The sequence below is a fragment of the Shewanella sp. SM32 genome (genome assembly GCF_025654235.1).
GTDB classification, from domain to species: domain Bacteria; phylum Pseudomonadota; class Gammaproteobacteria; order Enterobacterales; family Shewanellaceae; genus Shewanella; species Shewanella oncorhynchi.
This window is the reverse complement of record NZ_JAKKRO010000014.1, coordinates 1-24809: the sequence shown is the minus strand read 5'-3', so window position 1 is coordinate 24809 and position 24809 is coordinate 1. Positions and strand designations below refer to the sequence as shown.

The window sequence follows — 24809 nt, the reverse complement described above, 5'->3', positions numbered from 1 at the left end:
GCGGGGCTATCATTAAATGAGAGTCTATCCAGACCAACTCTCCCGCCACCTTAACCAGTTATTTCCTTGTTATCTGATTTTTGGGGATGATCCTTGGTTGATTGAAACCACCAAAGATCAGATCCGCCAATTCGCCAAGCGTCATGGATTCGATGAAAAAGTCCAACTCATTCAAGAGACGGGCTTTAATTGGAACGATCTGACTCAGGAATGGCAGGCCATGAGCCTGTTTTCCAGTAAACGCTTGATTGAGCTAACCCTTCCCCAAGCTAAGCCCGGTGCCGAAGGCTCAAACACACTGCAAGCCCTATTGCAGACGCCCAATCCCGATATGCTGTTGATTATCGAAGGGCCAAAGCTCGCCACAGAGCAAACCAACAGTAAATGGTTTAAGACCTTAGATGCCCATGGCATGTATCTGCCCTGCGCTACGCCAGAGGGCGAGCAGTTTATGCGCTGGCTCGATGGCCGCATCAAGCACTTTAAGCTCAATCTGCAGCCTGATGCCCGTGCTATGCTGCATTCTCTGTATGAAGGGAATTTACTAGCTGCCGATCAAGCCATGCAGTTGCTGCAACTCCTGAGCCCAACAAAACCCGTCAGTGCCGACGAACTGGGCCACTATTTTGAAGATCAGTCGCGCTTCACCGTATTCCAACTCACGGATGCATTGCTGAATAATAAACAGGATAGCGCGCAGCACATGCTAGCCCAGCTCAATGGCGAAGGCACTGCCTTACCTATCCTGCTGTGGGCCTTGTTTAAAGAACTCGGTTTGTTATTCAATTTGAAATGCGAGCAAGCCCAAGGCGTTGCGCTAAGTGCACTCTGGGGTAAACATCGAATTTGGGATAAACGTAAACCACTGTATCAAGCGGCACTGCAACGACTCAGCCTTGAACAACTCGAACATATGCTCGCCCTCGCCTCGAAACTTGAGCTCAACTTAAAGCAACAGGGGAAAGAGGATTGGACTGGTCTGAGCCACCTGTGTCTGTTATTTGATCCTAGAGCCCATCGGCACTTGGCGCATATAGCCATAGACTAATCATTGATTAACCAAAGGCTTGATATGCGTATTGGTATTTTAGGCGGCACTTTCGACCCGATACACTATGGTCATATCCGTCCCGCAATTGAAGTGAAGCAAGCATTAGCCTTGGATAAAATCCTGCTGATGCCGAACCATATTCCGCCCCATAAACAGCAGCCGAACTTAACCACAACACAGCGCCTCAAAATGGTAGCTGATGTCTGTCAGCAACTCGACGGATTTGCACTGTGCGACATCGAAGCTAAACGCGACACGCCTTCCTACACAGTTGTGACGCTTGAGCAACTGAAAGCCTTACATCCGGAAGACGAGCTGTTTTTTATCATGGGGATGGACTCTTTCCTCCAATTAAAAAGCTGGTATGAGTGGCAACGCCTATTCGACTTTGCCCATCTCGTTGTCTGCCAGCGCCCGGGTTGGCAGCTCGATGCAGAACATCCTATGCAGCAGATATTGACGGCCCGCAGTCAAGCGCCCCAAGGGACAGACGAAGGTCGTACTAGCTGTGTCCATAAAAACTGTGGGCAGATTTTCCCTGTAGCGATTACACCACAGGATATTTCCTCGACGCTCATTCGTGAACAACTGGCAAAAGGCGAAATTCCCGCCGATTTACTCATGCCAGTCACGCTAGATTACATCAAAAATCAACGACTTTACTTACCTTAGCTCGAACCGTAAGCAGATATCGCCAACTCAACTGCCAATGACAATGTATTCCCAGCAGCAACACTGGTATACTACCGCGCTATTTAAAATTAATGAGGTACGCCAGCGTGCAGAGCGCGGAATTAAAACAGTTTGTTGTCGACAAGATCGACGACTTGAAAGCCAGAGACGTTGTTGTTCTGGATGTCAGCAAGCAATCTAACATCACTGACTACATGGTCATATGTTCAGGTACATCAAAGACTCACGTTAAAGCTATCGCCGAAAACCTTGTGGTTGAAGCGAAAAAAGCCGGTATTCCACCTTTAGGTGTTGAAGGCCGCGAAAGCAGCGAATGGGTTCTTGTGGACATGGGCGATGTGATCCTGCACGTTATGCAAGATCAAACCCGTGATTTCTACCAGCTTGAAAAGCTCTGGTCAGAAAAGCAAGACTGATGAAGTTACAGCTCATCGCAGTAGGAACACGGATGCCCGATTGGGTTACCCGTGGTTTCGAAGAATACCAGCGCCGTTTTCCCCGTGATATGGCGCTGGAGCTTATCGAAATACCCGCTGGAAAGCGGGGGAAAAATGCCGACATTGTCCGGATACTTCAAAAAGAAGGCGAACAAATGTTGGCGGCCATTCCCAAAGGCAATCATATTGTTAGCTTAGATCTCCCCGGCAAAAACTGGACGACCCCCGAGCTAGCAACCGCGCTGACTAAATGGCAACTCGATGGTCGCGACGTCAGTTTACTGATTGGTGGACCTGAAGGATTAGCGCCAGCTTGCAAAGAAGCGGCAAACCAAAGTTGGTGTCTTTCGGCATTAACCTTACCTCACCCACTCGTACGGGTGGTGGTTGCCGAAAGTTTGTACCGCGCGTGGAGCGTGAACACGAATCACCCCTACCATAGAGAATAGCGGGATCTTGATGTTAACGAGTGTCAACCACCCGTCATGGGATCAGCCGGAGATAGCATAAGTGTCGCCAAAAAAGCGGATAACAATGCATGATCACGCCGCCGAGGCGTCTCTTTTTAAGCGCAGGGCGCTTTTCACTTTTTTTTGCGTTTTCGCTCTATTTTGCGTATTAGTCACCAACCTTTATCATTTACAGGTTGAATCCTATAAAGATTATGCAACTCGCTCAAATGATAATCGCATCCGTGTTGTTCCAATTGCCCCTAGTCGTGGTCTCATTTACGATCGCAACGGCATACTTTTAGCTGAAAATTTACCCTTTTATTCCCTCGATCTCGTGCCCGAAAAAATCAGTAACATGTCAGAGACCTTAGATGAACTCGGCAAGTTAATTGAGATCAGCGATGACGAGCGCGAAACCTTTACTGACGCCCTGAAATTTCATCGCCGTTTCAAACCGCTAACACTCAAAAACCAGCTCACCGAAGAACAAGTGGCCATTTTCAGTGTTAACCAACACAGATTTCCGGGGATTTCGGTCGAAGCGGGTCTTAAACGTAACTATCCCTACGGCGCGCAAATCACTCATGTGCTGGGCTATGTAGGCAAAATTAACACCCGAGATCGCGCCCAACTTGAACGCAGCGATCTGTGGAAAAACTATGCGGCAACCAAAGACATTGGTAAGCAAGGCATTGAAAAATTTTATGAATCTTTGCTGCATGGCAAACCCGGACACTTAGAAGAAGAAGTGAACAACCGCGGTCGCGCCATTCGCACCTTAAAAATTGTTCCGCCAGAGCCGGGGCAAGATATTTACCTCACCTTAGATCTCAAGCTGCAACAAAAAGCGGTGGAACTACTCACAGGTCTGCGTGGTTCTATTGTTGCCATCGATCCCCGTGACGGTGGAGTATTAGCTATGGTATCGAGCCCAAGCTATGATCCAAACCAGTTTGTACAAGGCATTAATAGTAAAGATTACAGTGCGTTACTCAATGATAAATCCCGCCCTTTGATCAACCGCGCAACTCAAGGTCAATATGCACCTGCGTCTACCATCAAGCCTCACCTCGCACTGTTAGGCCTTGATGAGAAAGCCATTAGCGAGAGTACCCGAGTGTGGGATCCCGGTTTTTGGCAAATTCCCGGTGTTGAACGTAAATACCGCGACTGGAAACGCTGGGGGCATGGCTGGGTCAACGTTTATAGCGCGATAGTAGAATCCTGCGATACCTTTTTCTATGAGTTAGCCTATAAGGTCGGTGTCGATCATATCGCCCGCTTTATGGAACAATTTGGCTTTGGCCAAAATACAGGGATTGATATCTTTGAAGAATCGGCTGGCAACATGCCATCCAAGGAATGGAAACGCTTAAAGTACAATCAAGCTTGGTATATAGGCGACACTATTTCCGTGGGTATTGGCCAAGGTTATTGGACGGCAACGCCATTACAACTCGCTAATGCCGTTGGGATTATGGCCAACAAAGGCCGCCGTCTCCCGCCACATCTGCTGAGATCCATTAAAGACAATACTGCCAAAATTGACTCACCGATCAATGAGTTACCGCCAATTGAACTTAAAAACCCCCGTAACTGGAATATCATCAACGAAGCTATGCGCCAAACTGCAAATAAGTCACGCTTTACCGATGCCACTTACACTGCCGCAATGAAAACCGGTACTGCACAGGTCATTGGCGTGGCGGAAAATACTAAATACGATGCCAGTAAAATTGCCGAACATTTCCGCGATAATGCTTTAGTTGTGGCCTATGCGCCCTTCGAGGATCCTAAAATCGTCCTCGCCGTCGTGATGGAAAACGCAGGTTGGGGCGGCGCAAATGCTGGCCCAGTCGCTCGAGCTATGCTCGATGAATATATGCTTAGAGATACTTGGAAACCCATACCATGAGTACCCATAGCCAATATCAAAACATCTGGCAACGCTTGCACATAGACTTGCCTTTATTGCTCGGACTATTAGCTGTGATGGGCTTTGGCCTGTTTGTCATCTATTCTGCCAGCGGTGCAGATTTAGAGATGATGGAACGACAACTATTCCGTATGGTGTTGTCGCTAGGCATCATGTTTACCATGGCACAAATCAATCCTGAAGCGCTTAAACGTTGGGCATTACCCATTTATCTTGCGGGGGTTGTCTTGCTGCTTGGGGTACACTTTTTCGGTGAAATCAATAAAGGCGCGCAGCGCTGGTTGAACTTAGGCTTTATGGAGTTCCAACCCTCAGAGCTTATTAAACTCGCCTTCCCCATCACAATGGCTTGGTATATCAGTAAGTTCCCTCTTCCCCCCAAGAAACGTTACCTCGCTGGCGCAGGAGTGATTTTACTCGTACCAACCCTATTGATCGCTAAACAACCCGACTTAGGTACCTCAATTTTGGTGGCCGCATCGGGGATTTTTGTGCTGTTTTTATCGGGTATGAGCTGGATCATTGTTGGCAGCTTTATCGCGGCAGTACTCGCCTTCCTGCCTATCCTTTGGTATTTCTTGATGCACGATTACCAAAGAACGCGGGTATTAACCTTGCTCGATCCAGAGCAAGACCCCCTCGGCGCGGGTTATCACATTATCCAGTCGAAAATCGCCATCGGCTCAGGTGGACTTTGGGGCAAAGGCTGGCTCGAAGGCACTCAATCACAGCTTGAATTTATCCCTGAACGCCATACCGATTTTATCTTTGCGGTGATCGGTGAAGAATTTGGCTTAATTGGCAGTATCTTACTGTTAATTATGTACCTTTACATCATAGGCCGTGGGTTAGTCATCGCCTCCCGCGCACAAACCAGTTTCGCTCGTCTACTGGCTGGCAGTATCACGCTGACGTTTTTCGTTTATGTTTTTGTGAATATTGGCATGGTTTCAGGTATCCTGCCCGTGGTAGGTGTACCACTGCCCCTTGTCAGTTATGGTGGAACCTCCATGCTGACATTGATGACAGGGTTTGGCATTCTTATGAGCATTCATACCCATAGACGTTTCGTAGATAGATAATTTTAGGGACTTTTTTATGCCTACTCTCCGAGCTTATTTGGCTCCACTCGGTTTACTGTGTTTAAGTTCATACTTAGTCGCATGCACCACGGCAAATGAACCGACACCCGCGCAGGCACCCGCTTCAAGCATGTCAGTGGCTCCGGCCGCTGAAGTCGCACCCGCCACTCCCGCTGAACTCAAAGAAGAGTTTATCCAAGCTCAAGTAAAACAAGGTTTTACTTGGGCAGAAGTGCTCGCTTTTCTCGATAAAGCAAAATACAACCAAGGGGTTATCGATGCGATGACCCGTCCATGGGAAGCAAAACCTTGGCATGTGTATTACCCGATTTTTTTAACAGAAAAACGTCTTGATGCTGGGCTCGCTTTTTGGAAAAAACACGAGAAAACCATTGCTAAAGCCGCTGCTAAGTACCAAGTCGACCCACAGATTATCGTCGCCATTATTGGGATTGAAACCTTCTACGGGCAGTTCACTGGTAATTACCCTGTAATTGATTCCCTCTATACCTTAGGTTTTCACTATCCGCCTCGCGCCACCTTTTTCCGCAAGGAATTTGGTGAGTTGATGAAATTAGTCAAAGAAGAACACTTAGATATCAATACCCTCAAAGGCTCCTATGCGGGTGCCATGGGTTATGGGCAGTTTATTCCCTCAAGTTACCGCCATTACGCCGTCGATTTCGATAACAGTGGTAACCGCGATTTATTGCAAAGCCCAGAGGATGCGATTGGCAGTGTCGCCAATTATTTCCATGAACACGGTTGGCAAGCCAATGCACCCGTTGCTTTGCCGCTGGTCAATAGCAGCCAAACAGCGCCAAAAGCGAAAGTATGGGCAGGCGAAAAGCTCAATTATAAAGTCGCCAATATTCTAACGCCAACCTTGTCCTTGGCTGATGCGAGGGACTTGGATGTCTCGCAAAAAGCCTTACTCATTAAACTGGAACAAGCCGATCACGATGATTATTGGCTTGGTTTAAACAATTTTTATGTAATCACTCGCTATAATCGCAGTCCTTTGTATTCAATGGCCGTTTATCAATTTAGCCAACAATTAAAGGAACAGCATGCCGCTAAAAAATAATCTTTTACAGCTTGTCGCTTTGGTTGCGTGCTTCACACTTGTTGCGTGTTCTTCGAGCCCAAACCAAGCTAGCTCCAGCACAAACAAAAAAAATATGGACCCCAACAAGGGGCGCTATTCGCTAAAGAATGACAAGCTGCCACTCAATCCACCCAATGTGGACCATGTGCCAAATGCCAAGCCTAAGTACGAGCCCTATAGTCGCCGCGGTAACAAGCCCTATACGGTTTACGGCGAGTCTTACACTGTGATGAACACAGGCCAAGGTTTTAGTGAAACGGGCCGTGCCTCATGGTACGGTGAAAAATTTCATGGCTATGAGACATCCAATGGCGAACCCTATGACATGTATTCCATGTCAGGTGCCCATAAAACGCTACCACTGCCAAGTTATGCTCGGATCACTAACTTAGATAACAATAAGCAAGTGATCATTCGTATCAACGATCGCGGGCCATTCCACTCAGACCGTATTCTCGACGTCTCCTACGCCGCCGCCTATAAACTCGGCATGCTCGGCAAAGGAACCGCGCGGATCAAACTCGATGTGGTGTATGTCGGCAGTGTCGCGGCCACTAATTCGGCTATTGCCAGCGCGCAAGATACAGGTAATCATTACATTCAGTTAGTCGCATCGAAAGATAAAGCCAAACTCAATACCATGGCGAAAAATCTGGAGCGAAAATATCAGGTAAAGACCCGTGTACAAGCCGCAAACAATATGTTTAGACTACAGCTCGGCCCCATAGGCCAACCCGAGTTAGCAGACAAACTGCTCAATAACGTCCAGCAAAATGGGTTTCCTGAGGGCTATATAGTCCATGAGTAATGACTGTTTGCTCGGACCAGAATTGATTTAAAAATAGATATGAAGGAACCTTCACTAAAACCCACAGTCAGAAAGTGGTACACTGTTGGAGATCTTCTCGAATCCTTTCCATTTAATACAACCAAAAGACGTGCCAAGTTAATGATGAATTTTGTAAAAAGTCCCATTAAAACATTGCTGCTAATTTCCAGTGTGTCTCTCCCCGTTTATGCTGCGCAGCCTATTATTACACCTGATGCACCAGCAGTGGCCGCCAAGGCTTTCGTCTTGATGGATTATAATTCGGGCCAGATTATCGCTGAGAGTAACGCTTATGAAAGCCTTAACCCAGCCAGCCTAACTAAAATGATGACCAGCTATGTCATAGGTCAAGAAATCAAAGCGGGCAATGTCTCGGTCGATGATGATGTGACTATCAGTAAAAATGCCTGGTCTAAAAACTTCTCTGACTCCTCGAAGATGTTCATTGAAGTCGGTACTACCGTTAAAGTCGGGGATTTAAACCGCGGTATCATCATCCAATCGGGTAACGATGCGTGTGTGGCTATGGCAGAGCATATCGCTGGCACCGAAGGCGCCTTCGTTGACATGATGAACTCATGGACAAAACAGCTGGGTATGCGTGATAGCTACTTCGAAAACTCCCATGGATTAGACTCAGAAAACCACAAAACAACTGCCTATGATATGGCATTGTTAGGTGCAGCCTTAATCCGCGACGTTCCAGAAGAATACCGCATCTATAGCGAAAAATTTTATACCTTCAACGGTATCAAACAATATAACCGTAATGGTTTGTTGTGGGATAACAGCATGAGCGTGGACGGTATCAAGACAGGCCACACCTCTGGTGCAGGTTACAACTTAGTCGCATCTGCAACCAAAGACGGCATGCGTTTGATTTCTGTGGTTCTGGGTACTCAAAGTGAATCAGCCCGTAAAGCTGAAAGTAAAAAGTTACTGACCTATGGCTTCCGTTTCTTTGAAACTGTCACGCCTTACAAAGCGGGTGATAGCTTCACAACCCAACAAATATGGTACGGTGACAAGAGCACTGTTGATTTAGGCGTCGCAACTGATACACCTATTACAATCAGCCGTGGCCGTGGTAAAGACTTGAAAGCAAACTTCGAGTTGACTAAGCCATTAGATGCACCGTTGAAAAAAGGTGAAACTGTAGGCCGTCTATTCTTCCAACTTGATGGTAAAGACATTGCCCAGTTCCCGCTGGTGACCTTGCAAGAAGTCAACGAAGGTAGCTGGTTTAGTAAATTAGTCGATTACTTTAAGCAGATGTTTTCTGGATGGTTTAGCTAAGCTAAGTCCCATAAATAAAGCCACCTTAGGGTGGCTTTATTTTTTTGGGGAGTGCATCGCCCTTGAATCGGGTATAATCGCCACCATATATATCCCAATATAGCCGCTAAGAGTACTGAGTATGTTAGACACTAAATTTGATGAACTGATGGATTTCCCTTGCGCATTTCCTTTTAAGGTCGTCGGTGAAGCCCACGAAACGCTAACTGACAAAGTCGTGGCTGTGGTACAAAAACATGCACCGGGTGATTATTCACCTTCGACAAAAACGTCGAGCAAAGGTAGCTATCACTCCATTACTATCCGCGTGACAGTGACCAGCAAAGACCATATCGAAATTTTGTACACTGAACTTGCCGCCATCGAAGGCGTACGCCGCGTACTATAAATATTCCTCAAGGCCATGAAATGTGATCTGTCTTACATTTATGGCCAAGAGGCGTATAATAGCGCCACTCAATTCTAAGGGGAGAGGTTGCCCTTGCAAGACACGACTTTGCACATTCGGCATCTTGGAAAACAAGATTACGAATCAGTGTGGCATGCTATGCAGCACTACACTGACACGCGTAATAGTGAGAGCCCAGATGAGCTGTGGATAGTAGAACACCCACCCGTGTTTACCCAAGGCCAAGCTGGTAAAAGCGAGCATATTTTGAATGCTGGCGATATTCCTGTGATCCAAGTGGACCGTGGTGGCCAAGTCACTTACCACGGCCCTGGACAACTAGTGGTATATCCTCTTCTCGACATAAAACGTAGTAAAGTAGGCGTGCGTCAACTCGTTACTCATATAGAGCAAAGCATTGTCGATATGCTCGCCAAGTACGACATTAACGCTTATGCCAAGGCCGATGCGCCTGGCGTATATGTGGATGAACGTAAAATTGCCTCCCTCGGGTTACGCATTCGTAAAGGCTGTTCATTCCATGGATTAGCCCTTAATGTCGATATGGATTTAGCACCATTTCGCCGCATCAACCCTTGCGGTTATGCCGGTCTTGAAATGGTGCAATGCAAAGCACTTGGCGGACCACAAACCGTGATTGAAGCGGGCGAGCAACTTACTATTACTTTTAGCCAATTACTGGGCTATCAACACCTAGTTCATCATCAAGGATTAGCAGCGTCATGAATAGGCCTGAACGTTTACAACCCGGAGTAAAACTAAGAGATGCCGATAAAGTGTCTCGTATTCCGGTCAAAATCGTCCCATCAGAGCGCGACACTATGTTGCGTAAACCCGATTGGTTACGGGTTAAACTGCCGGCATCGAATCAACGCATTTTAGACATCAAGCAAGCGCTGCGTAAAAATGGCCTGCACTCTGTCTGTGAAGAAGCCTCTTGCCCTAACCTCGCGGAATGCTTCAACCACGGCACAGCAACCTTTATGATTTTGGGTGCGATTTGTACACGTCGTTGCCCATTCTGCGACGTGGCCCATGGTCGTCCGCTTAAGCCTGATGCTGAAGAACCAGTTAAATTGGCGCAAACTATCCGCGATATGAAGCTGAAATATGTGGTGATTACCTCTGTAGATCGTGACGATTTACGTGATGGTGGCGCCCAGCATTTTGCCGATTGTATTCGTGAGATCCGCAAACTTAATCCGGACATCAAGATCGAAACCTTAGTGCCTGATTTCCGTGGTCGTATCGATGCTGCCTTAGATATTTTATCGACTGAGCCGCCTGATGTGTTTAACCACAACTTAGAAACGGCGCCCATGCATTATCGTAAAGCGCGCCCAGGTGCGAATTACCAATGGTCGCTCGATCTGCTCAAACGCTTTAAAGAACGTCATCCAAATGTGCCAACTAAATCAGGTCTGATGATGGGACTGGGTGAAACCAACGAAGAGATCGCTCAAGTACTGCGTGATCTGCGTGAACATAAAGTTGAAATGCTGACCTTAGGCCAATACCTACAGCCGTCTAAGTTCCATTTGCCGGTTGAACGTTATGTGCCACCAGCAGAGTTTGATGAGCTTAAAGCCTTAGCCGATGAGTTAGGTTTTACCCATGCAGCCTGTGGCCCATTAGTGCGCTCAAGCTACCATGCGGACCTGCAAGCCCAAGGTAAAGAAGTGAAATAACCTTCTTGCTTAGATGCAGAGCTCAAGTGATGTAGAGTTCAGGGTTATTAAAATAGAAAAACAGCGCCTTAGGCGCTGTTTTTTTATGACTGTTGTTTATGAAGAGTGGTTCGTATAGCTGTCGTTATACGACATGAACGCTAATGCTCTGCTTATTCTTGGGTTATCGCTAAATCCATCAAGATAGCATCTTCTTTACCGCCCTCTATCGGGTAGTAACCTTTGCGACGTCCCGATTCAATAAAGCCAGCCTTCTGATATAAAGCACGGGCGCCGAGATTAGACTCTCGCACTTCTAACATAAGCACCACAGCGCCCGATACCTTGGCCGATATCATCACAGCCTTAAGTAATAACTTGCCGTAACCTTTGCCCTGCTGACTCGGTAATAGGCAAATATCCAATAAAGTCACTTCATCGATAATTTGCTGCACTATCGCAAACCCTAAGAGTCCTTCGACGTGATAAGTATCTGAATCCGAAACGACGTCAATATTTGCCTCAGTATTTGCATCTACCTCTAAGTTAACACTCAGCTTTAAACCTAGGACACGGTACAAGTGACCAAAACAATCGGCAAGATTCCCCTCACTCATGGGATGGCTATGGGCCAAGGATTCAAGCTGCGCCATTTGGGGAACATCTTCAAGCGTGAGGGGCACAAGCTCAACAGGCAAACCTACTGTCAATTGTGCTGCGAATGGTGTCGTGAATAGACTATCTACTGGTGGGATGTTCAACGCCGGTATTCCAAAGTATTGGTTATTAATGTATTTACGAGTAAAGCTTAAGACTTGCTTGGCGCTTGGCCGCTAACTTGGTCGCGCCATTGGTAAATCTGCTGCCAGAGCGCGCTTTTAGCCTGCCAACCCACCAATAAATCGGCCAACGGCTCAGACACTAACCATGCGGTACGTGGCCTGACTTTGTGACGTCGCAGATCCCAAACGATCTGTTTACCCGTATGGGGCTCACAGTCAAAATCACATTCGTCCCGCTTTATGTCGATAAGCGTTAGCACAGCGTCAATAAGCGGCTCTGCTTCTGGTAACTCACCATTTTCATCCCAAATAACTAAATAAGGTTTCACCTTAGTGTCGCGCACTCGCCAAGTTGTCACATTCATGGCGGTTAAATAGGCTGATTTATTCATTAGGGTCAGTTTTATTCAATTAAAGTATCGACTCACAATATGCCGCTAGGATAGCAGTTCTGCCATGGCATTGTTACTGCGGCACGGCGAAAGGAGATGATATCTGGCTTTATCGCTTACGAGATTTAACACTCGAAAGTTCAATCGAATTTATAGATTTACAAAATCTAATTTACTCATTTTACATTTAATATCAGAAGATTAGACTAAACACACTCAGTAAGACAATAGAAGGAAAACGCCATGATTAACATAGGTATCAATCAAGCTAACAGAGAAGAAATCGCCGCAGGGCTAAACCAACTATTGGCTGACAGCTACAGTCTTTACCTTAAGACCCATAGCTTTCACTGGAACGTTACTGGCCCAATGTTCACTAGCTTACACTTGCTATTTGAACAGCAGTATACCGAACTTGCCCTTGCGGTCGACCTTATCGCAGAGCGTGTACGTGCATTAGGCGCCAGAGCACTCGGCTCATATTCAGCCTATGCCGCACTGACCGAGATAAAAGAAGATCAAGGTGTCACTCAAGCCGAAACCATGATCCGCGAACTATTAAGCGATCAGGAGCTAGTAATCCGCAATGCCAGAGCCTTGTATCCGCTGGTGAATCAAGCGAATGATGAGGCGACTGCGGACTTACTCACCCAGCGCATCCAACTGCATGAGAAGAACGCTTGGATGTTACGCAGCTTACTCGCAGAATAATCGCTAAATAGATTATTGCTCTGACCAAAGCAAAAAGTCGCCAAGTAAACACTTGGCGACTTTTGCCTTTAAAGCTTGATCAAACAGAATAGATTAGAGGTACTTAATCCAAGCCTGAGTGCTGTGCTTTTTATACTCGCTAAATCGCTTAACGGGATAATATAATGCGATGGCTAACACGCCCGCAATGAACCAAACCCATCCTATATTGCTCACGCCAAAGTACTCACCATGGTTTGCGCCAAAGATGAATTTCGCTAAAGTATAAAGCAGTAACAGCACGTACAAATGTAAGATATAGAAGAACATAGGGACTGAGCCAAACACAGACAACCCATGGCCCACTCGCGCTAATCTCCCACCCACTTTCCCACTTGATGCAAAATACCGCTCAAAGGCCACTAAGCAAAAAAACATGCCGCCTAAGGTCACCAGTAAAAAGCTTAATGATGGCGGGTATTTCGTTAAATTGAATACCGACATTAAGGTTTCACCTAAATGTGCTCCCGACTGCCAAGGCAAGGTTTCGCCATAAAGGTTAAACCCACGTAGCACCGCAAAAAGTACCCAACAGCTGATCCCTAAAAACAGCAGCTTTTGCTGGCGAGCCGATGCATCAAAATGGCTTCCGTTCGGTTTATTACTAAAAAGTGGCCCTGCAACATAACCCAGTAAAATCACCCCAATCCAAGGCAGCACGGGATAACTCACCTTAACCCTAAGCGCACCTTCGCTGACGAGATAACCGCGGTCGTGCAATATGGTCCACAGACCGTAAGCCCACTCACAGGGCTGAAAACCAATTGGCGTCAACAGATTATGGCCAAAAACAATCGCAAATCCTAAAAGGGCCATCCAAGGTCTAGGCAGGTTTATCAGCGCAGCGAGCGCTAACATACTCAGACCAATCACCCAAATCACCTGTAACCAAAGGGTGTAATAGCTGACCATCCAAGAGAGGTTAGAGAAGTTAATCACTAAAATTTCCAGCGCGATTAAAAACAGCCCGCGTTTAATCAAAAACATACGTGCTGAACGTGGCTCGCCATGGCTACGATTGGCATAAAGCCATGCAGAAACCCCGGTTAAGAACACAAAGACCGGCGCACAAAAATGGGCGGCAAAGCGACTCACAAAAAGCCCCCAAGAGGTCGAACTCAAATCCATAGGATCGCTCACCTGCATGTGAAAGAAAAACCGCTCCCGCACATGGTCGAGTAACATGATAAGCATCACCATGCCGCGCATCATATCGATACTATTAATCCGGGTGCGGCCAATAGAACGACCCAGTTCTTGCTCAGCAAAACCTGAAGATAACGCTGGATTAGCACTGATATTAGAATTCATAGCTGACACTCACTTTAATGCTACGTGGCTCACCCGGCACGGCCCAAAGAGCGGAATAGCTACTCGCGATGTAATGTTCATCCAGTAAGTTATCCAGATTCACTCCAAGGCTTAAGTTGTCGCTTAAGTGGGTGTTCATAAACAACCCAAGTAACTGATAAGAAGGCAATTGAAAACTCGGATCGGCAGAATCACCGAGACGCGAATCCACATAACGCCAGCTAAGCCCTAGATGACCATCAATAGAAAGCCTATTCAAATCCTGTTTCAGAATCACACTCGCGGTATGCTTTGGCACATTCACCAGTGGACTGCCTGCAGGAATGAGCACGCCCCAATCAGGATTCAAGCTGTCATTGGCGGTACGGGTATTAAGATAGGCATAGGATAATTTTGCTTGTAAATCCTCCGTCAGTTCGGCGGCTAAATCGAGTTCAACCCCGCTACTTTTAGCTTTACCTAAGGTGGCAGAAAAACCAACATTGATAGGATCTGAGGTCAAGATATTGCTCTTTTGGGCATCGAACACGGCTAAACTACCGTTTATAGGAAGATCGTTTAACCAAGTACCATTAAACTTCATCCCCAGTTCAACCGACTGACTCTCTTCCGCTTCGAAGGGCTTACCCGCAAAGTCAGTTCCAGAAAGCGGTAAAAAGCCTTCAGAATAAGAGCTATAGAAACTTAAGGCATCGGACCATAAATACACCAGCCCCACCTTGGGGCTGACTCGACTATCGGTTTGCTCTGACAGAGTATCTTTCGCGACTTCACTGATATCTTGCTGATAACTATCGAACCTTAGCCCAAGGTGCAACTTCCACTTTTCAGTTAAATCCATTTGATCTTGCAGATAGGTCCCCCACGCCTTTTGAGTCTCGTTATTCTCATACAACAAACTCACCTCTGGCTGAGGCCCACCGTATTGAGGGGCATAGATATCGATGGCGTATTCACCTTTTTTGCCCCGATAACGATACAGTCCCGTCTTCAAATTGTAGTGATAGGCATCGGCACCAAGTAGCAAATTATGACGAATAAAACCCGTATCCACATGACCACTTAACTCTAGACGCAGTGAATTATCCTCAGAGGCGTAGTCACGATATCTGTGCTGCCTAGTCAGCGTGCGACCATCATCAAATAGCGATTGCCGCCCCTTTGCTAACTCGGCATCAGACGAATACCCCTTCAAGCTAGAGTCTCGATAGTTATAGCCAGCAGTTAATGACCAATCATCATTTAATTCATAGTCATAGGTCAGCTGATGCCCAGTGGCATTCACCTCCGTTGCGCCATCATTAGGCTCACCTAAATAACGCGAGCGTGGTACGGTATTAATATCGTTATTGAGCACAATAATACCGCGATCGAATAGCTGTTCCTGCTTGAGGTATTCCATTTCATACAGCAAGGAAGCTTTTTCGGAAATCTGCCAACGCACAGACGGCGTAACTATTTTTTTATCGCTAAACACATAATCACGAAAACTATCGTGTTCCTGCCAAGCGCCATTAATCCGAAATGCCAAGTTATCGGTTAAACCTGAGGTCACATCACCTTCTAACCGATATTGGTCGAAACTCCCAGCCGATGCTTTTAAATAACCATTGGTTTCATATTGGGGTTTCTTAGTGACGATATTAACTGTGCCACCGGGCTCCGAGCGGCCATAAAGTGCCGAACCTGGGCCTTTTAAAATCTCGACATAGGCAACGTTTGATAAATCTCTATGACCACTAAAACCTCGGCCACCATTAAAGCCATTGATTAAATACCCCGATGGCATGTTTTCGTTGCCCGGAAAGCCGCGTAGGGAAAAACTATCCCATAAACCACCGCCATTGTTTTGCCGCGCCACACTGGCAGAATAGTCCAGTACATCTTGAAACCGCGTCAGCCCCGCGTCTTTTATCAATTGCTCGTCTAACACACTGATCGCTTGGGGAAGTTCAGTTGAGGACACATTGCCACGATAGGCTTGGCGATAGTGGATACTTAAACGTTCAATATCAGTGTCAAGCACTGCGTCACTCATAGTATCAATAGCTTGTGAACTCGATTGACTGCTTTCTGCGGCCAACAGCATTGAAATAGGATTGAGCACAAACAAGGCGCCCAGCAACAGCGCAGTGCGCTTAGGGACATAAAAAGAAGTCATTTTCACTCCGAAAATAAACAGCATAGGCGCCTTAGCTAAGCCAAGGCGCTCAAAGTTAATTAAGATAAATTGAATAAACAGTAACTTATGCTGTTATGGGCGGAGCACGACTATTGAAGAAACGACTAAAAGGTCGCTTAAAGGAAACTGCCTGAAACTCAACCGAAATATAACCCTGTTGAGCGAGTTGGAAATGAAAGGGTGTACTGGTTAGCGCATGTTGCAACTGGTGCTGATGTAAGCACAGCGAACAATTGGCCTTAGAGTCTTCACTAGCATGAGAAACACTGTGAACAGCAATGGCAACAGACAATAGCACCAATATGGCAGCAAGCCATATCGCTAGGGTGCGTCTTGTTTGTATCACACTATTCAAACCCTACTTCCTCAGATAATTTGGCAGGCGATTGTATGTTAAGCACTACTAAAGTTGCAAACCGATTTACCTAAGCCGTAGGGCTTAAATGTTACAAGAGGTAACTTATCTCATGAGTCATTAGCTATGCCGTCCATAGACTATTTGCAGCCAGCTACTTTACATAACCCTTTAACACATCATCAATCATGATATTAAGGGATGTTATGCCCGCACCTGTGATATACCAAGCCTCGGGATCCACAAAAATAACATTCCCCGTCTTCCAAGCGTTAGTTTCACGCAAGAGAGGGTTATCGATAGATTGTTTATCCAATACAGGGCTTCGCTCCATCACTGCGGTTCTGTCAACCACGTAAATGATGTCGGGATTGTTTTCAAGAATAAACTCGCTTGATACAGGTTGACCGTGTAATCCCATCTGCTCTGACAAGCTAGCGGGTTTAACCCCTAGCGCACTGTAAATGAACCCATACCGAGAACGAATACCTAAAAATCGAAAAGCGCCATTATTATGTAGCACCACCAAGGCTTTTTCTGGCCTGTCCTTAATCACCATTCTGGCGGCTTGGATCTTACTTTCCAGTTCATCCACTTTATGTTTTGCCAAGGTTTGCTTATCGAATAATTTACCCAGCACCAACAAGTGCTGTTTGACTATATCAAAGTAATCGCTGTTGCTGTCTTGGTAATCAATATCCAAATGAATGGTCGGAGCCAAATTGGAAAGCGCTTGATAATGACTAGCTTGAACGGATGACATCAGCACCAAATCGGGTTTAAGTGCATAAATACGTTCCATATTGGGTTGAACGATAGCACCTAAATCAACAATATCACTATTGTTGCTGTAGTCTTTCAGGTAGTAAGGAACAAAATCCTTTGGCATACCGACAATGGGAATACCCAACTGTTCGAGATAGTCGACTTCATTCATATCTAGGGCCGCAACACGTACTGGCCGTTTTGTAATAACAGTAGTGCCCAGCTTATGCTCTACCTCTATCGGGGCAAAATCCAACTCAGCCGTTGAAGCACTCGTATCCAATGATGCAAGTTGTACTGATTCAGTTTTATTGTCGCAGGCCAGCAAAAAAGCCGAGCTAAATAACAGAATCGCTATCACTTTAGTCCCACTTCTACATTTCGACGTCACTTGTATTCTCCTTGTAAGTTGAAGTTGAAATAGTTACATACTGTTCCTTGACTCGTTTTCAGCACCTCAAGATCCAGTTCGTACAGTGCTTTTAACCTTTGTGCTGTGACGACCTCTTCAACGGGTCCAGCGCAGTGCACAACGCCTTGCTTCATACCGACAATATAGTCGGAGTAGTTCGCCGCAAAATTGATATCGTGAACCACTAACACTACCGTTCGTTTGTAATCGTCACACAGATGGCGAAGTGCCCGCATTATGCTAACGGCATGTTTCATATCCAGATTGTTGAGCGGTTCATCTAACAATAAATAATCCGTTTGCTGCGCAATCGCCATTGCCAGAAAAGCCATTTGGCGTTGTCCGCCGCTAAGTTCATCAATAAATACATTGGCTAATGACTGTAAAGCTAAAAACGACAGCGCTTCATCAATGGCGCGATGATCTTCCTTTGTGAGTGCCCCTTGGCTATAGGGAAAACGACCAAATGCCACTAACTCCCTGACCGTCAGGCGTAAATTGAGGCTGTTAAACTGACGCATGGTTGCCACTTGCTTGGCATAATCCTTCAAGGGAATATTGTGGATAGCAGTACCTTTGAGTAATACCTCGCCCTGCTGGATATTCAGTAACCGACCAATCGACATCAGTAAGGTACTTTTGCCGGCACCGTTAGGGCCGATGAGAGAAGTCATCTGATGTTCGGGAAATTGTGCCGTGACATTTTTTAGCACAGGTTTCGCGCTATAAGACTGATATAAGTTATTGACGGTTATCACACTGCGCTCCGAGGTTTAAGAATTAAGACAAAGAAATAGGCGCCACAAAATAGATTAATTAACAGCCCAACACTGGTTTGATAATTAAACAGATGCTCAACAAGCATTTGCGCGATCAGAAAAACCGAGATAGCAACAGCGCATCCTGTTATCAAGGTAAATGAGTGCGACGGATGCCTTGCCAGTGCATAGGCCATATTCGCGACAAATATCCCCATAAAAGCAGTCGGCCCCACTAAACTGGTTGATATTGCGACCAATACCGCGATAAGACCCAATAGCAGGCGCACCACTTTTTGATAATCAATACCAAGAGAGATAGCTTGCTCCCGCCCCATCAGTAATACATCAAGTACAGCACGCACTCTCCAAGCGGCAATACACACGGCACTAACAAGTACTAGAGAGATAAGCAATTGCTCTGGTTGAGCGCGGTTGAACGACGCTAAGCTGTAGCTCTGGAAAATAGAAAACTCACCGGGACTGATAGAATATTGGATTAACTGAGTAAAACTGCCTAACACCACAGTGAGCACTAAGCCCACAAGCAGTAGGAAGAACACATCATGTCGATCCCCACTAAATAGCCAGCGGTGAATCGCCATTGAGTAAAGCAACATCACCACGACTGAGACAGAAAAATTGCTGTTAGCGGTGATCAGAATACTGCTGCCCGTCCCTAAGATAAGGATCAACAGTGCCTGCAAAATCAAGTAAACCCCTTCATACCCCATGATAGATGGCGTTAAAATGCGATTTCCGGCTAAGGTCTGAAACAGTATCGAAGAAAACGCAATACAGACACCACCAAGGCAAATTGTAGCTAAACGCACCAATCTATTCGGTATGACATAGTCAAAATCAAAGCCTGAGCCCATCAATAAAAATGTGACTGCCAACATAATAGGCAGCCCCCAGCTCAAAAAACGCCATGCACTGTCTTTCATTTGATTTTCCAAACGATAACTAAAAATATGAGTCCACCTAAACAGCTTGCCGTTAGACCTATAGGAATTTCAAAGGGATACAAAATAATCCGACCAAGCAAGTCACAGATAATCAGAAGCGTTGCGCCAGCAAAGGCGATAATAGGCAAGGTACGTTTTAAATTATCGCCGTAACGCATAGCGACAAGATTAGGAATAATCAAACCAATAAATGGAATGCTCCCGACTGTGATAACTGTGGTCGCTATAGTCAGGGAAACCAGCACTAACCCTAAGATAACTAGGTTGAAATAACTCAGGCCTAGTGTGGTAGCCAAGCCTTCGCCCATTCCCACTATGGTAAAGCGCTGTGCATAAAGGTAGGTCAGTATGACCACGGGAAGGATCAGATAGATGATTTCGTAGTTGCCCTGCACGATTTTTGAAAAATCACCCAGCATCCATCCCTGCATACTCTGCATCATATTGTTTTGATAAGCATAAAGTTCCGCTATCGCACTGAGTACACTGCCAAACATAATCCCAATAATTGGAATGAGCACCGGACTCTTATACCGAATACCACGAATAATCAGAATAAAGGCTAAGCTCGCAAGCAGGCAAAAAACCAAAGCCCCCAACATTCTGGCGGTAACCCCCATACTCGGGGCATGAATGATTGAAATTAATATGCCTAGTTTGGCGGCATCAAGCCCGCCACAAGTAGCAGGTTCAACAAACTTGTTTTGCACAATCTGCTGTAATATCACGCCACAGACTGCGAGCCCGACACCTGAGCAAATCAAGGCAAAGAGCCGCGGCAGACGACTAGCAGATAACACCAACCAAACATCATCCGATAACGTCAGCATCTGCGCCACAGAGGCATACTTTGCGCCTAGCAGCAATGAGGCAAAACAAAGCACAAAAAAGCACGTCAGTGCATAAACCACCTTCACAAACTGATACTTCCTATACGCAATAAATCTTGTACTAATCTGCAGCCGCTATGAGGTTTTCATATCGACGCGCTATGTTTGAGCCTTATCGGATCCCCCAGCCTTTTGGGCATGGGTAACGGCAATACCCGCTAACACTAAGTCACGTTTTCGCTCCCACCATTTGCGAGCGCCCACCTTCATAATGTCTACCATCGCATTTATCTGCTCAGCTTTATCAGGGAGCTTGGTGGCTTCATCTTCCCAAATTGCGATAATTCGCTCTTTACGTGTCCGACCATCGGCTTCTGGTTTAGTGGTTGACCACCATCCCAAAAAGCACTCCCCCACCATGTCAACTAAGATATCAACGGCCAGCACTGCTTCATCGAGGGAGAAGCCTTTGCGTTGCAGCTTTTCGACCGATTCAGCAAAAGAACGTATACCCGATGACGGCGTAACACTGGCCTGATGGATAGACTCAGCGAGGCCAGGATGACGCTCATAGAGTGCCCAAATGGCATCGGTCAATATGATCAATTCGCTCCGCCAATCTGTGGCCGCTGGCGCTCGCCAGTCCAGCTCATTAATTGCAAGCTCAGCAGCAATGGAGATAACATCATTCCGACCTGCTACGTGATGGTAGAGGGAAGAATGATCGACCTTTAAATGCGCGGCTATAGCAGGGATGGTCGCTTGATCAACCCCAATCTCCAACGCAGCTCTGGCGATAGCCTCACGGGAAATACGGCTAGGTCTGCCACGCTGGCGTTTTTGAGTGGGTTGATCCGGTACTTGTGTCATATCGATAAGGTTTCCAAGGCAAAAAAGCCATTCTAACCGCTCTTGCTACCCGCTGCATGGCAATAGCCAATACCGCGGGTAGAATCTAGCCGCTAAAACTTCGCCCTAACGCCTACACCTATTTCTCGAGGTTCAAGTAAATATGCATCCACGCCTCCGGTACTTCTGTCAGCCATTTTTGCCACGGGTGCACGTTCATCCAGCAAATTGCGTGCATAAACAAAGGCTTCAAAATATTGGTTGATTTGATAGGAAGAATTCAGGTTTACCGTAGTGTAAGATCCCACTCTTAACTCTGGCTCATTGGTATCCGTTGAAAAGTATCCATCCGTATGGCGCACATCACCGCTCACTTTAATGGCGTCTGTGATTGAATAGTCAAACCCTATATTGAACATATATCCCGGCGCTTTACTAAACTCGTTGCCGACAAACTCCTCGCCACGGTAGTCATTAAATTCACTTATCTCAGTTTCAAGTAAACCCAGCCCACCATATAGGCTAAAACTATCGGCCACTTTAAAGTTCCAATCTAATTCAATCCCATAGCTCTGCGCTTCATCAGCATTAATAATGACAGAACCAAAGGGACGCCCATCGAGGTAATCAGTAACTGAACGTTGTGAATCCTTAAAGCAGGTGTAAAAGAGATTGCTATTTATGATCAAGCGTTGTTCAAGCAGATCGATACGGGTAAAAAGTTCATAGTTCCATGCCGATTCGGCATCGAATGTATAATATTCGCCGCCGCGGAAGTTAATGCCTGTGCCCCCAGGAATGTTACCTTCACTGATCATAGCGCCGACTAAGACGTTATCTGTCAGATCATAGGACAGGGCAACCTTAGGTAATAACGCCGTAAACGTTTCTTTATATTGATGGCGCACACCTGGGATGTAGCTGGCAATACCATCGTGGCTAATTTCATCAGACTGATAACGAAGAGCGCTGGTGAATGCCCACTTAGGTGAGAAGCGCCATATGACTTCACCGTAGGGGGCAAAACTGGTATGCCTCAGGTCTGCGTCGGCATTACCAAATACGTTGTTCAGCTTGTTGTTGGTTTTATCATCCCAGTAGAAGACACCGGCAACCCCACTAAACTCTGAACTTTTGTCACCAAAGTTCAGCCTTATATCATTCGAAAAGTTTTCATTATCTCGTTTTGCGATCCCTTGATAAGGTGCTGCGAAGCGATAATCAAACTGCCCTTCTGAATACTGCAGTTGGTTATGCAACTTCATCCCATTGTCGAACACATATTCAAGATCAAAAATCCCGACATGATTACTGACTTCTTGATTATCCTGAAAAATTGAACGATTTTCTAAGTCATCATAGGGTTCTGATACCACCTCGTTTCTGGGACGTTTAGCCTCAGTGGAGGAATAAGTCAGCATGGCGGAAAAGTTGCTGTATTTTTCGGGTTCCCATAGCAACTTCGCCCGTAGATTTTGGTTTTTAAACTCAAAATCTAAATCATGGGCAGTAAACTCTGGGTTAACGTAATCAACAAAGGTATCTCTAGCGCTGTAATCTGCGCTAATTCTTGCGGCAAAGTCATTACTTAGCGCACCGGACGCCATGACCGAAAAGCGCTGCTTATTCCGACTGCCATAAAGTGCTTGCGCTGCAAATTCTGGCGTATAAGTGGGGTTATGGGTATGGATGACTACGGCGCCAGCAATACTGTTGGCTCCTTGACTGGTCGTTTGCGGACCACGGTAGACTTCAATAGACGACACATCCCACACGCCTGCGGCACCTAAATCCAGTTCTGCGGGGCTCAGATATTTACCATCAACACTGATAGTTGCCCCAGGCACAGGCTTAGATAAGTAGGCATTACCCGCTGCAACAGGCTCTTTAGTATCCGTTCCGCGGATAATGGGCGCATCGGTATTTCCGGCATAAATTAAGTTTGGCGTACCGCCGAGAATTTCAGAAATCGTTGATTGGTCGGCATTTTTCCTCAACTGTTCTTCAGTGATCACTGTCACTGAGCTAGCCGTTTCTTTCAGCGTGCGCTCGATTTTCTGACCGTAAACTGTGATGACTTCAATATTTCCCGCTGCATCTTGTTGCTTGGATTGCTTATCCGGAGCAGTTCCACTGTCAGCAATAGTTGAGCCTGAAATAGCGCTAAGCCCCAGCGCAAGAGAACCGATAACCCACTTTGATTGTGGGTAAAACTTACCAAATCGGGGCATGTGTAATAACTCCTTATACGAAAGATTTGTTGCCAATGAGAATAGTTATCAATTATATTATCGCCGTTCAAAACATTTATCAACACTGTGTTGATAAATAAAAATGACCGCTTAATATGGTCGCCATCTCATGGCGGTTCAATTTTTATGAAACAAGGAATTTGGCTCGTGGATGTTCATTTGCCCATAAACTCTGGCACTCAGACTCTTTTTTACTCTGCAATATCAAGACTTCATCGCTTCATTGGCCTTGTGTTAATCACACTTTCCAGACCGAAGCCCAGCCTGTTCCACTTCGATTTTTTAGGTGAACATTAAAATGCAGCGACTTTTCAGTCCCACTTCAACATTAGCCTTCGCCCTACGTCCGGCGATTCCCGCACTCACTTTCGGAATGCTGCTAGCGGCAGGTGCTGGCGTGACGACACTAGGTGCACTCTGGTGCATGATTCAACTTATTGCTGGTCATCACTCGCTATGGTTAGCGGGGGCGCTCATATTTGGGGTCGTGTCAGCGTTGCTATCAGCTGGCGCATCTTGGGTTAACCACAATGCTGAGGCGCAATTTTCTGGAAGATTAAGGCGTCATGTTGCAGCGCATTTTGTCAGGTTGCCACCAAGTACCTTGGCAAAATATAAGGGCGAAAAGTTAAAGCGATTAATGGTCGATGACATAGCGTCATTGCATCATATGATCGCGCATTTACCCTCTGAGCTAGCGACCTTTATCATTGTCCCTGCTATCACTATTGGTTTGCTGATCTTAAGTGCGGGCTTAGTGGCATTACTTGCCCTTATCCCAGGTCTAGTCGCCGCACTTTTCTATTTGGTGGTGATCCCAAGGCTTGCAGCAAAACAGGGGGAAGCACGAGTCAATGTGATGGGAAATATCACTGCAGCAGTAGATGACTACGCCCGTGGTGCGCCTGTATTTCGCATTTATGGCGTACAAACTGGTGCTATGGCCGATTACCAAAAGGCAACGACACATTTTATTGGGGATATTCTTGAGCGGGCCCGAATTCAACCCCGAAGTGCGACACTCGACAATTAAGCAGCTAACTGGTGAAACACCACGGCAGGCTGCTTAAACTTCAAACACTTTTTGGGTCGATAGTTAATTCTATTCTGAGCAAATTCGATTAATTCATCACTCACTAGCCTCAAATCAACCCCTTTTTTGACGTACTGCCGCAGTAATCCATTGGCGTTTTCATTCGCTCCTCGTTCACAAGAACGATAAGGGTGCGCAAAATATACCTGT

The 24809-nt window shown here is 46.2% G+C and carries 25 protein-coding genes and 1 pseudogene; 14 read left to right on the top strand and 12 right to left on the bottom strand.

Features of this window, described 5'->3' with window-relative positions; translation table 11 throughout:
* Positions 1 to 16 precede the first annotated feature (16 nt).
* The 12 genes from holA (at position 17) to lipA (ending at position 10981) form a co-directional block, all read left to right on the top strand.
* A complete protein-coding gene (holA, locus tag L5M10_RS07815) occupies positions 17 to 1048 on the top strand; it encodes a DNA polymerase III subunit delta (RefSeq protein ID WP_198573615.1) in 1032 nt (343 codons plus the stop codon).
* Between the two features lie 24 nt (positions 1049 to 1072).
* Complete coding sequence (gene nadD / locus L5M10_RS07810; RefSeq protein ID WP_168822788.1) at positions 1073 to 1723, top strand: nicotinate-nucleotide adenylyltransferase; 651 nt, start codon at positions 1073 to 1075, stop codon at positions 1721 to 1723.
* 107 nt (positions 1724 to 1830) lie between these two features.
* Positions 1831 to 2160 (top strand): ribosome silencing factor, encoded by a 330-nt coding sequence (gene rsfS / locus L5M10_RS07805; RefSeq protein ID WP_006082751.1) that lies wholly within the window; start codon positions 1831 to 1833, stop codon positions 2158 to 2160.
* Positions 2160 to 2630, top strand: coding sequence for a 23S rRNA (pseudouridine(1915)-N(3))-methyltransferase RlmH (rlmH, locus tag L5M10_RS07800; RefSeq protein ID WP_006082752.1), 471 nt, complete (start codon positions 2160 to 2162; stop codon positions 2628 to 2630). Before rsfS ends, rlmH begins: the two co-directional genes overlap by 1 nt.
* Positions 2631 to 2691: 61 nt before the next feature.
* Positions 2692 to 4548 (top strand): penicillin-binding protein 2, encoded by a 1857-nt coding sequence (gene mrdA / locus L5M10_RS07795; RefSeq protein ID WP_131523225.1) that lies wholly within the window; start codon positions 2692 to 2694, stop codon positions 4546 to 4548.
* Positions 4545 to 5651 (top strand): rod shape-determining protein RodA, encoded by a 1107-nt coding sequence (gene rodA / locus L5M10_RS07790; RefSeq protein ID WP_028761480.1) that lies wholly within the window; start codon positions 4545 to 4547, stop codon positions 5649 to 5651. The genes mrdA and rodA overlap by 4 nt, the downstream gene beginning before the upstream one ends.
* A gap of 16 nt (positions 5652 to 5667) precedes the next feature.
* Positions 5668 to 6738 (top strand): lytic murein transglycosylase B, encoded by a 1071-nt coding sequence (gene mltB, locus L5M10_RS07785; RefSeq protein WP_263146862.1) that lies wholly within the window; start codon positions 5668 to 5670, stop codon positions 6736 to 6738.
* Positions 6722 to 7567, top strand: a complete 846-nt coding sequence (locus L5M10_RS07780) for a septal ring lytic transglycosylase RlpA family protein (protein WP_212599339.1) — start codon at positions 6722 to 6724, stop codon at positions 7565 to 7567. The genes mltB and L5M10_RS07780 overlap by 17 nt, the downstream gene beginning before the upstream one ends.
* A 141-nt stretch (positions 7568 to 7708) precedes the next feature.
* Entirely contained in the window at positions 7709 to 8884 is a 1176-nt protein-coding gene (locus L5M10_RS07775; protein WP_028761483.1) for a serine hydrolase, read from the top strand.
* Between the two features lie 121 nt (positions 8885 to 9005).
* Positions 9006 to 9272: a DUF493 family protein YbeD gene (ybeD, locus tag L5M10_RS07770; RefSeq protein ID WP_006082758.1), complete on the top strand. Its 267-nt coding sequence runs from the start codon at positions 9006 to 9008 to the stop codon at positions 9270 to 9272.
* A gap of 93 nt (positions 9273 to 9365) precedes the next feature.
* A complete protein-coding gene (lipB, locus tag L5M10_RS07765; RefSeq protein WP_028761484.1) occupies positions 9366 to 10019 on the top strand; it encodes a lipoyl(octanoyl) transferase LipB in 654 nt (217 codons plus the stop codon).
* Complete coding sequence (gene lipA, locus L5M10_RS07760) at positions 10016 to 10981, top strand: lipoyl synthase (protein WP_028761485.1); 966 nt, start codon at positions 10016 to 10018, stop codon at positions 10979 to 10981. Before lipB ends, lipA begins: the two co-directional genes overlap by 4 nt.
* 152 nt (positions 10982 to 11133) lie before the next feature.
* Here the strand turns inward: lipA and L5M10_RS07755 are convergent, their stop codons facing one another.
* Positions 11134 to 11721 (bottom strand): GNAT family N-acetyltransferase, encoded by a 588-nt coding sequence (locus L5M10_RS07755; protein ID WP_028761486.1) that lies wholly within the window; start codon positions 11719 to 11721, stop codon positions 11134 to 11136.
* Positions 11722 to 11768: 47 nt separating this feature from the next.
* Complete coding sequence (locus L5M10_RS07750; RefSeq protein WP_028761487.1) at positions 11769 to 12134, bottom strand: hypothetical protein; 366 nt, start codon at positions 12132 to 12134, stop codon at positions 11769 to 11771.
* 243 nt (positions 12135 to 12377) lie between these two features.
* Between L5M10_RS07750 and dpsA the strand changes: the two genes are divergently transcribed.
* Positions 12378 to 12845, top strand: coding sequence for a DNA starvation/stationary phase protection protein DpsA (gene dpsA, locus L5M10_RS07745; protein WP_263146858.1), 468 nt, complete (start codon positions 12378 to 12380; stop codon positions 12843 to 12845).
* A gap of 93 nt (positions 12846 to 12938) precedes the next feature.
* Here dpsA and L5M10_RS07740 read toward each other — a convergent pair whose 3' ends face one another.
* From L5M10_RS07740 to L5M10_RS07700, 9 genes are all read right to left on the bottom strand, one after another.
* A complete protein-coding gene (locus tag L5M10_RS07740; protein ID WP_263146855.1) occupies positions 12939 to 14195 on the bottom strand; it encodes a DUF1624 domain-containing protein in 1257 nt (418 codons plus the stop codon).
* Positions 14185 to 16356 (bottom strand): TonB-dependent siderophore receptor, encoded by a 2172-nt coding sequence (locus L5M10_RS07735; protein ID WP_263255144.1) that lies wholly within the window; start codon positions 16354 to 16356, stop codon positions 14185 to 14187. The genes L5M10_RS07740 and L5M10_RS07735 overlap by 11 nt, the downstream gene beginning before the upstream one ends.
* Before the next feature lie 85 nt (positions 16357 to 16441).
* Positions 16442 to 16732 carry a DUF2607 family protein gene (locus L5M10_RS07730; RefSeq protein WP_028761491.1) on the bottom strand — a complete coding sequence of 97 codons (291 nt, stop codon included), beginning with the start codon at positions 16730 to 16732 and terminating at the stop codon, positions 16442 to 16444.
* 154 nt (positions 16733 to 16886) lie between these two features.
* On the bottom strand, positions 16887 to 17888 hold the full coding sequence (locus L5M10_RS07725) for a siderophore ABC transporter substrate-binding protein (RefSeq protein ID WP_263146849.1): 1002 nt from the start codon (positions 17886 to 17888) through the stop codon (positions 16887 to 16889).
* The gene (locus tag L5M10_RS07720; protein ID WP_263146848.1) at positions 17885 to 18667 is read right to left on the bottom strand and encodes an ABC transporter ATP-binding protein; all 783 of its coding nucleotides are present in this window, start codon (positions 18665 to 18667) and stop codon (positions 17885 to 17887) included. The genes L5M10_RS07725 and L5M10_RS07720 overlap by 4 nt, the downstream gene beginning before the upstream one ends.
* Complete coding sequence (locus L5M10_RS07715; RefSeq protein WP_263146845.1) at positions 18664 to 19614, bottom strand: iron chelate uptake ABC transporter family permease subunit; 951 nt, start codon at positions 19612 to 19614, stop codon at positions 18664 to 18666. The genes L5M10_RS07720 and L5M10_RS07715 overlap by 4 nt, the downstream gene beginning before the upstream one ends.
* Entirely contained in the window at positions 19611 to 20552 is a 942-nt protein-coding gene (locus L5M10_RS07710; protein WP_287480675.1) for an ABC transporter permease, read from the bottom strand. The genes L5M10_RS07715 and L5M10_RS07710 overlap by 4 nt, the downstream gene beginning before the upstream one ends.
* A 72-nt stretch (positions 20553 to 20624) precedes the next feature.
* Positions 20625 to 21335: a TetR/AcrR family transcriptional regulator gene (locus L5M10_RS07705; RefSeq protein WP_219234616.1), complete on the bottom strand. Its 711-nt coding sequence runs from the start codon at positions 21333 to 21335 to the stop codon at positions 20625 to 20627.
* Between the two features lie 92 nt (positions 21336 to 21427).
* Positions 21428 to 23545: a TonB-dependent receptor gene (locus L5M10_RS07700; protein WP_263255143.1), complete on the bottom strand. Its 2118-nt coding sequence runs from the start codon at positions 23543 to 23545 to the stop codon at positions 21428 to 21430.
* A 319-nt stretch (positions 23546 to 23864) separates the two neighbouring features.
* Between L5M10_RS07700 and L5M10_RS07695 the strand changes: the two genes are divergently transcribed.
* A complete protein-coding gene (locus L5M10_RS07695) occupies positions 23865 to 24599 on the top strand; it encodes an ABC transporter transmembrane domain-containing protein (protein ID WP_263255142.1) in 735 nt (244 codons plus the stop codon).
* Here the strand turns inward: L5M10_RS07695 and L5M10_RS07690 are convergent.
* Positions 24596 to 24809: pseudogene (locus tag L5M10_RS07690) on the bottom strand (IS30 family transposase); the annotation flags it as partial. The gene L5M10_RS07695 and the pseudogene L5M10_RS07690 overlap by 4 nt on opposite strands.

Coding starts and splice junctions, on each gene's coding strand:
- L5M10_RS07715 (WP_263146845.1), bottom strand. CDS start 19,614: ATGAAAGACAGTGCATGGCGTTTTTTGAGCTGGGGGCTGCCTATTATG.
- L5M10_RS07695 (WP_263255142.1), top strand. CDS start 23,865: ATGCAGCGACTTTTCAGTCCCACTTCAACATTAGCCTTCGCCCTACGT.
- L5M10_RS07780 (WP_212599339.1), top strand. CDS start 6,722: ATGCCGCTAAAAAATAATCTTTTACAGCTTGTCGCTTTGGTTGCGTGC.
- L5M10_RS07775 (WP_028761483.1), top strand. CDS start 7,709: ATGATGAATTTTGTAAAAAGTCCCATTAAAACATTGCTGCTAATTTCC.
- L5M10_RS07735 (WP_263255144.1), bottom strand. CDS start 16,356: ATGACTTCTTTTTATGTCCCTAAGCGCACTGCGCTGTTGCTGGGCGCC.
- dpsA (WP_263146858.1), top strand. CDS start 12,378: ATGATTAACATAGGTATCAATCAAGCTAACAGAGAAGAAATCGCCGCA.
- ybeD (WP_006082758.1), top strand. CDS start 9,006: ATGTTAGACACTAAATTTGATGAACTGATGGATTTCCCTTGCGCATTT.
- L5M10_RS07750 (WP_028761487.1), bottom strand. CDS start 12,134: ATGAATAAATCAGCCTATTTAACCGCCATGAATGTGACAACTTGGCGA.
- mltB (WP_263146862.1), top strand. CDS start 5,668: ATGCCTACTCTCCGAGCTTATTTGGCTCCACTCGGTTTACTGTGTTTA.
- rlmH (WP_006082752.1), top strand. CDS start 2,160: ATGAAGTTACAGCTCATCGCAGTAGGAACACGGATGCCCGATTGGGTT.
- L5M10_RS07740 (WP_263146855.1), bottom strand. CDS start 14,195: ATGAATTCTAATATCAGTGCTAATCCAGCGTTATCTTCAGGTTTTGCT.
- L5M10_RS07705 (WP_219234616.1), bottom strand. CDS start 21,335: ATGACACAAGTACCGGATCAACCCACTCAAAAACGCCAGCGTGGCAGA.
- L5M10_RS07700 (WP_263255143.1), bottom strand. CDS start 23,545: ATGCCCCGATTTGGTAAGTTTTACCCACAATCAAAGTGGGTTATCGGT.
- holA (WP_198573615.1), top strand. CDS start 17: ATGAGAGTCTATCCAGACCAACTCTCCCGCCACCTTAACCAGTTATTT.
- rodA (WP_028761480.1), top strand. CDS start 4,545: ATGAGTACCCATAGCCAATATCAAAACATCTGGCAACGCTTGCACATA.
- lipA (WP_028761485.1), top strand. CDS start 10,016: ATGAATAGGCCTGAACGTTTACAACCCGGAGTAAAACTAAGAGATGCC.
- nadD (WP_168822788.1), top strand. CDS start 1,073: ATGCGTATTGGTATTTTAGGCGGCACTTTCGACCCGATACACTATGGT.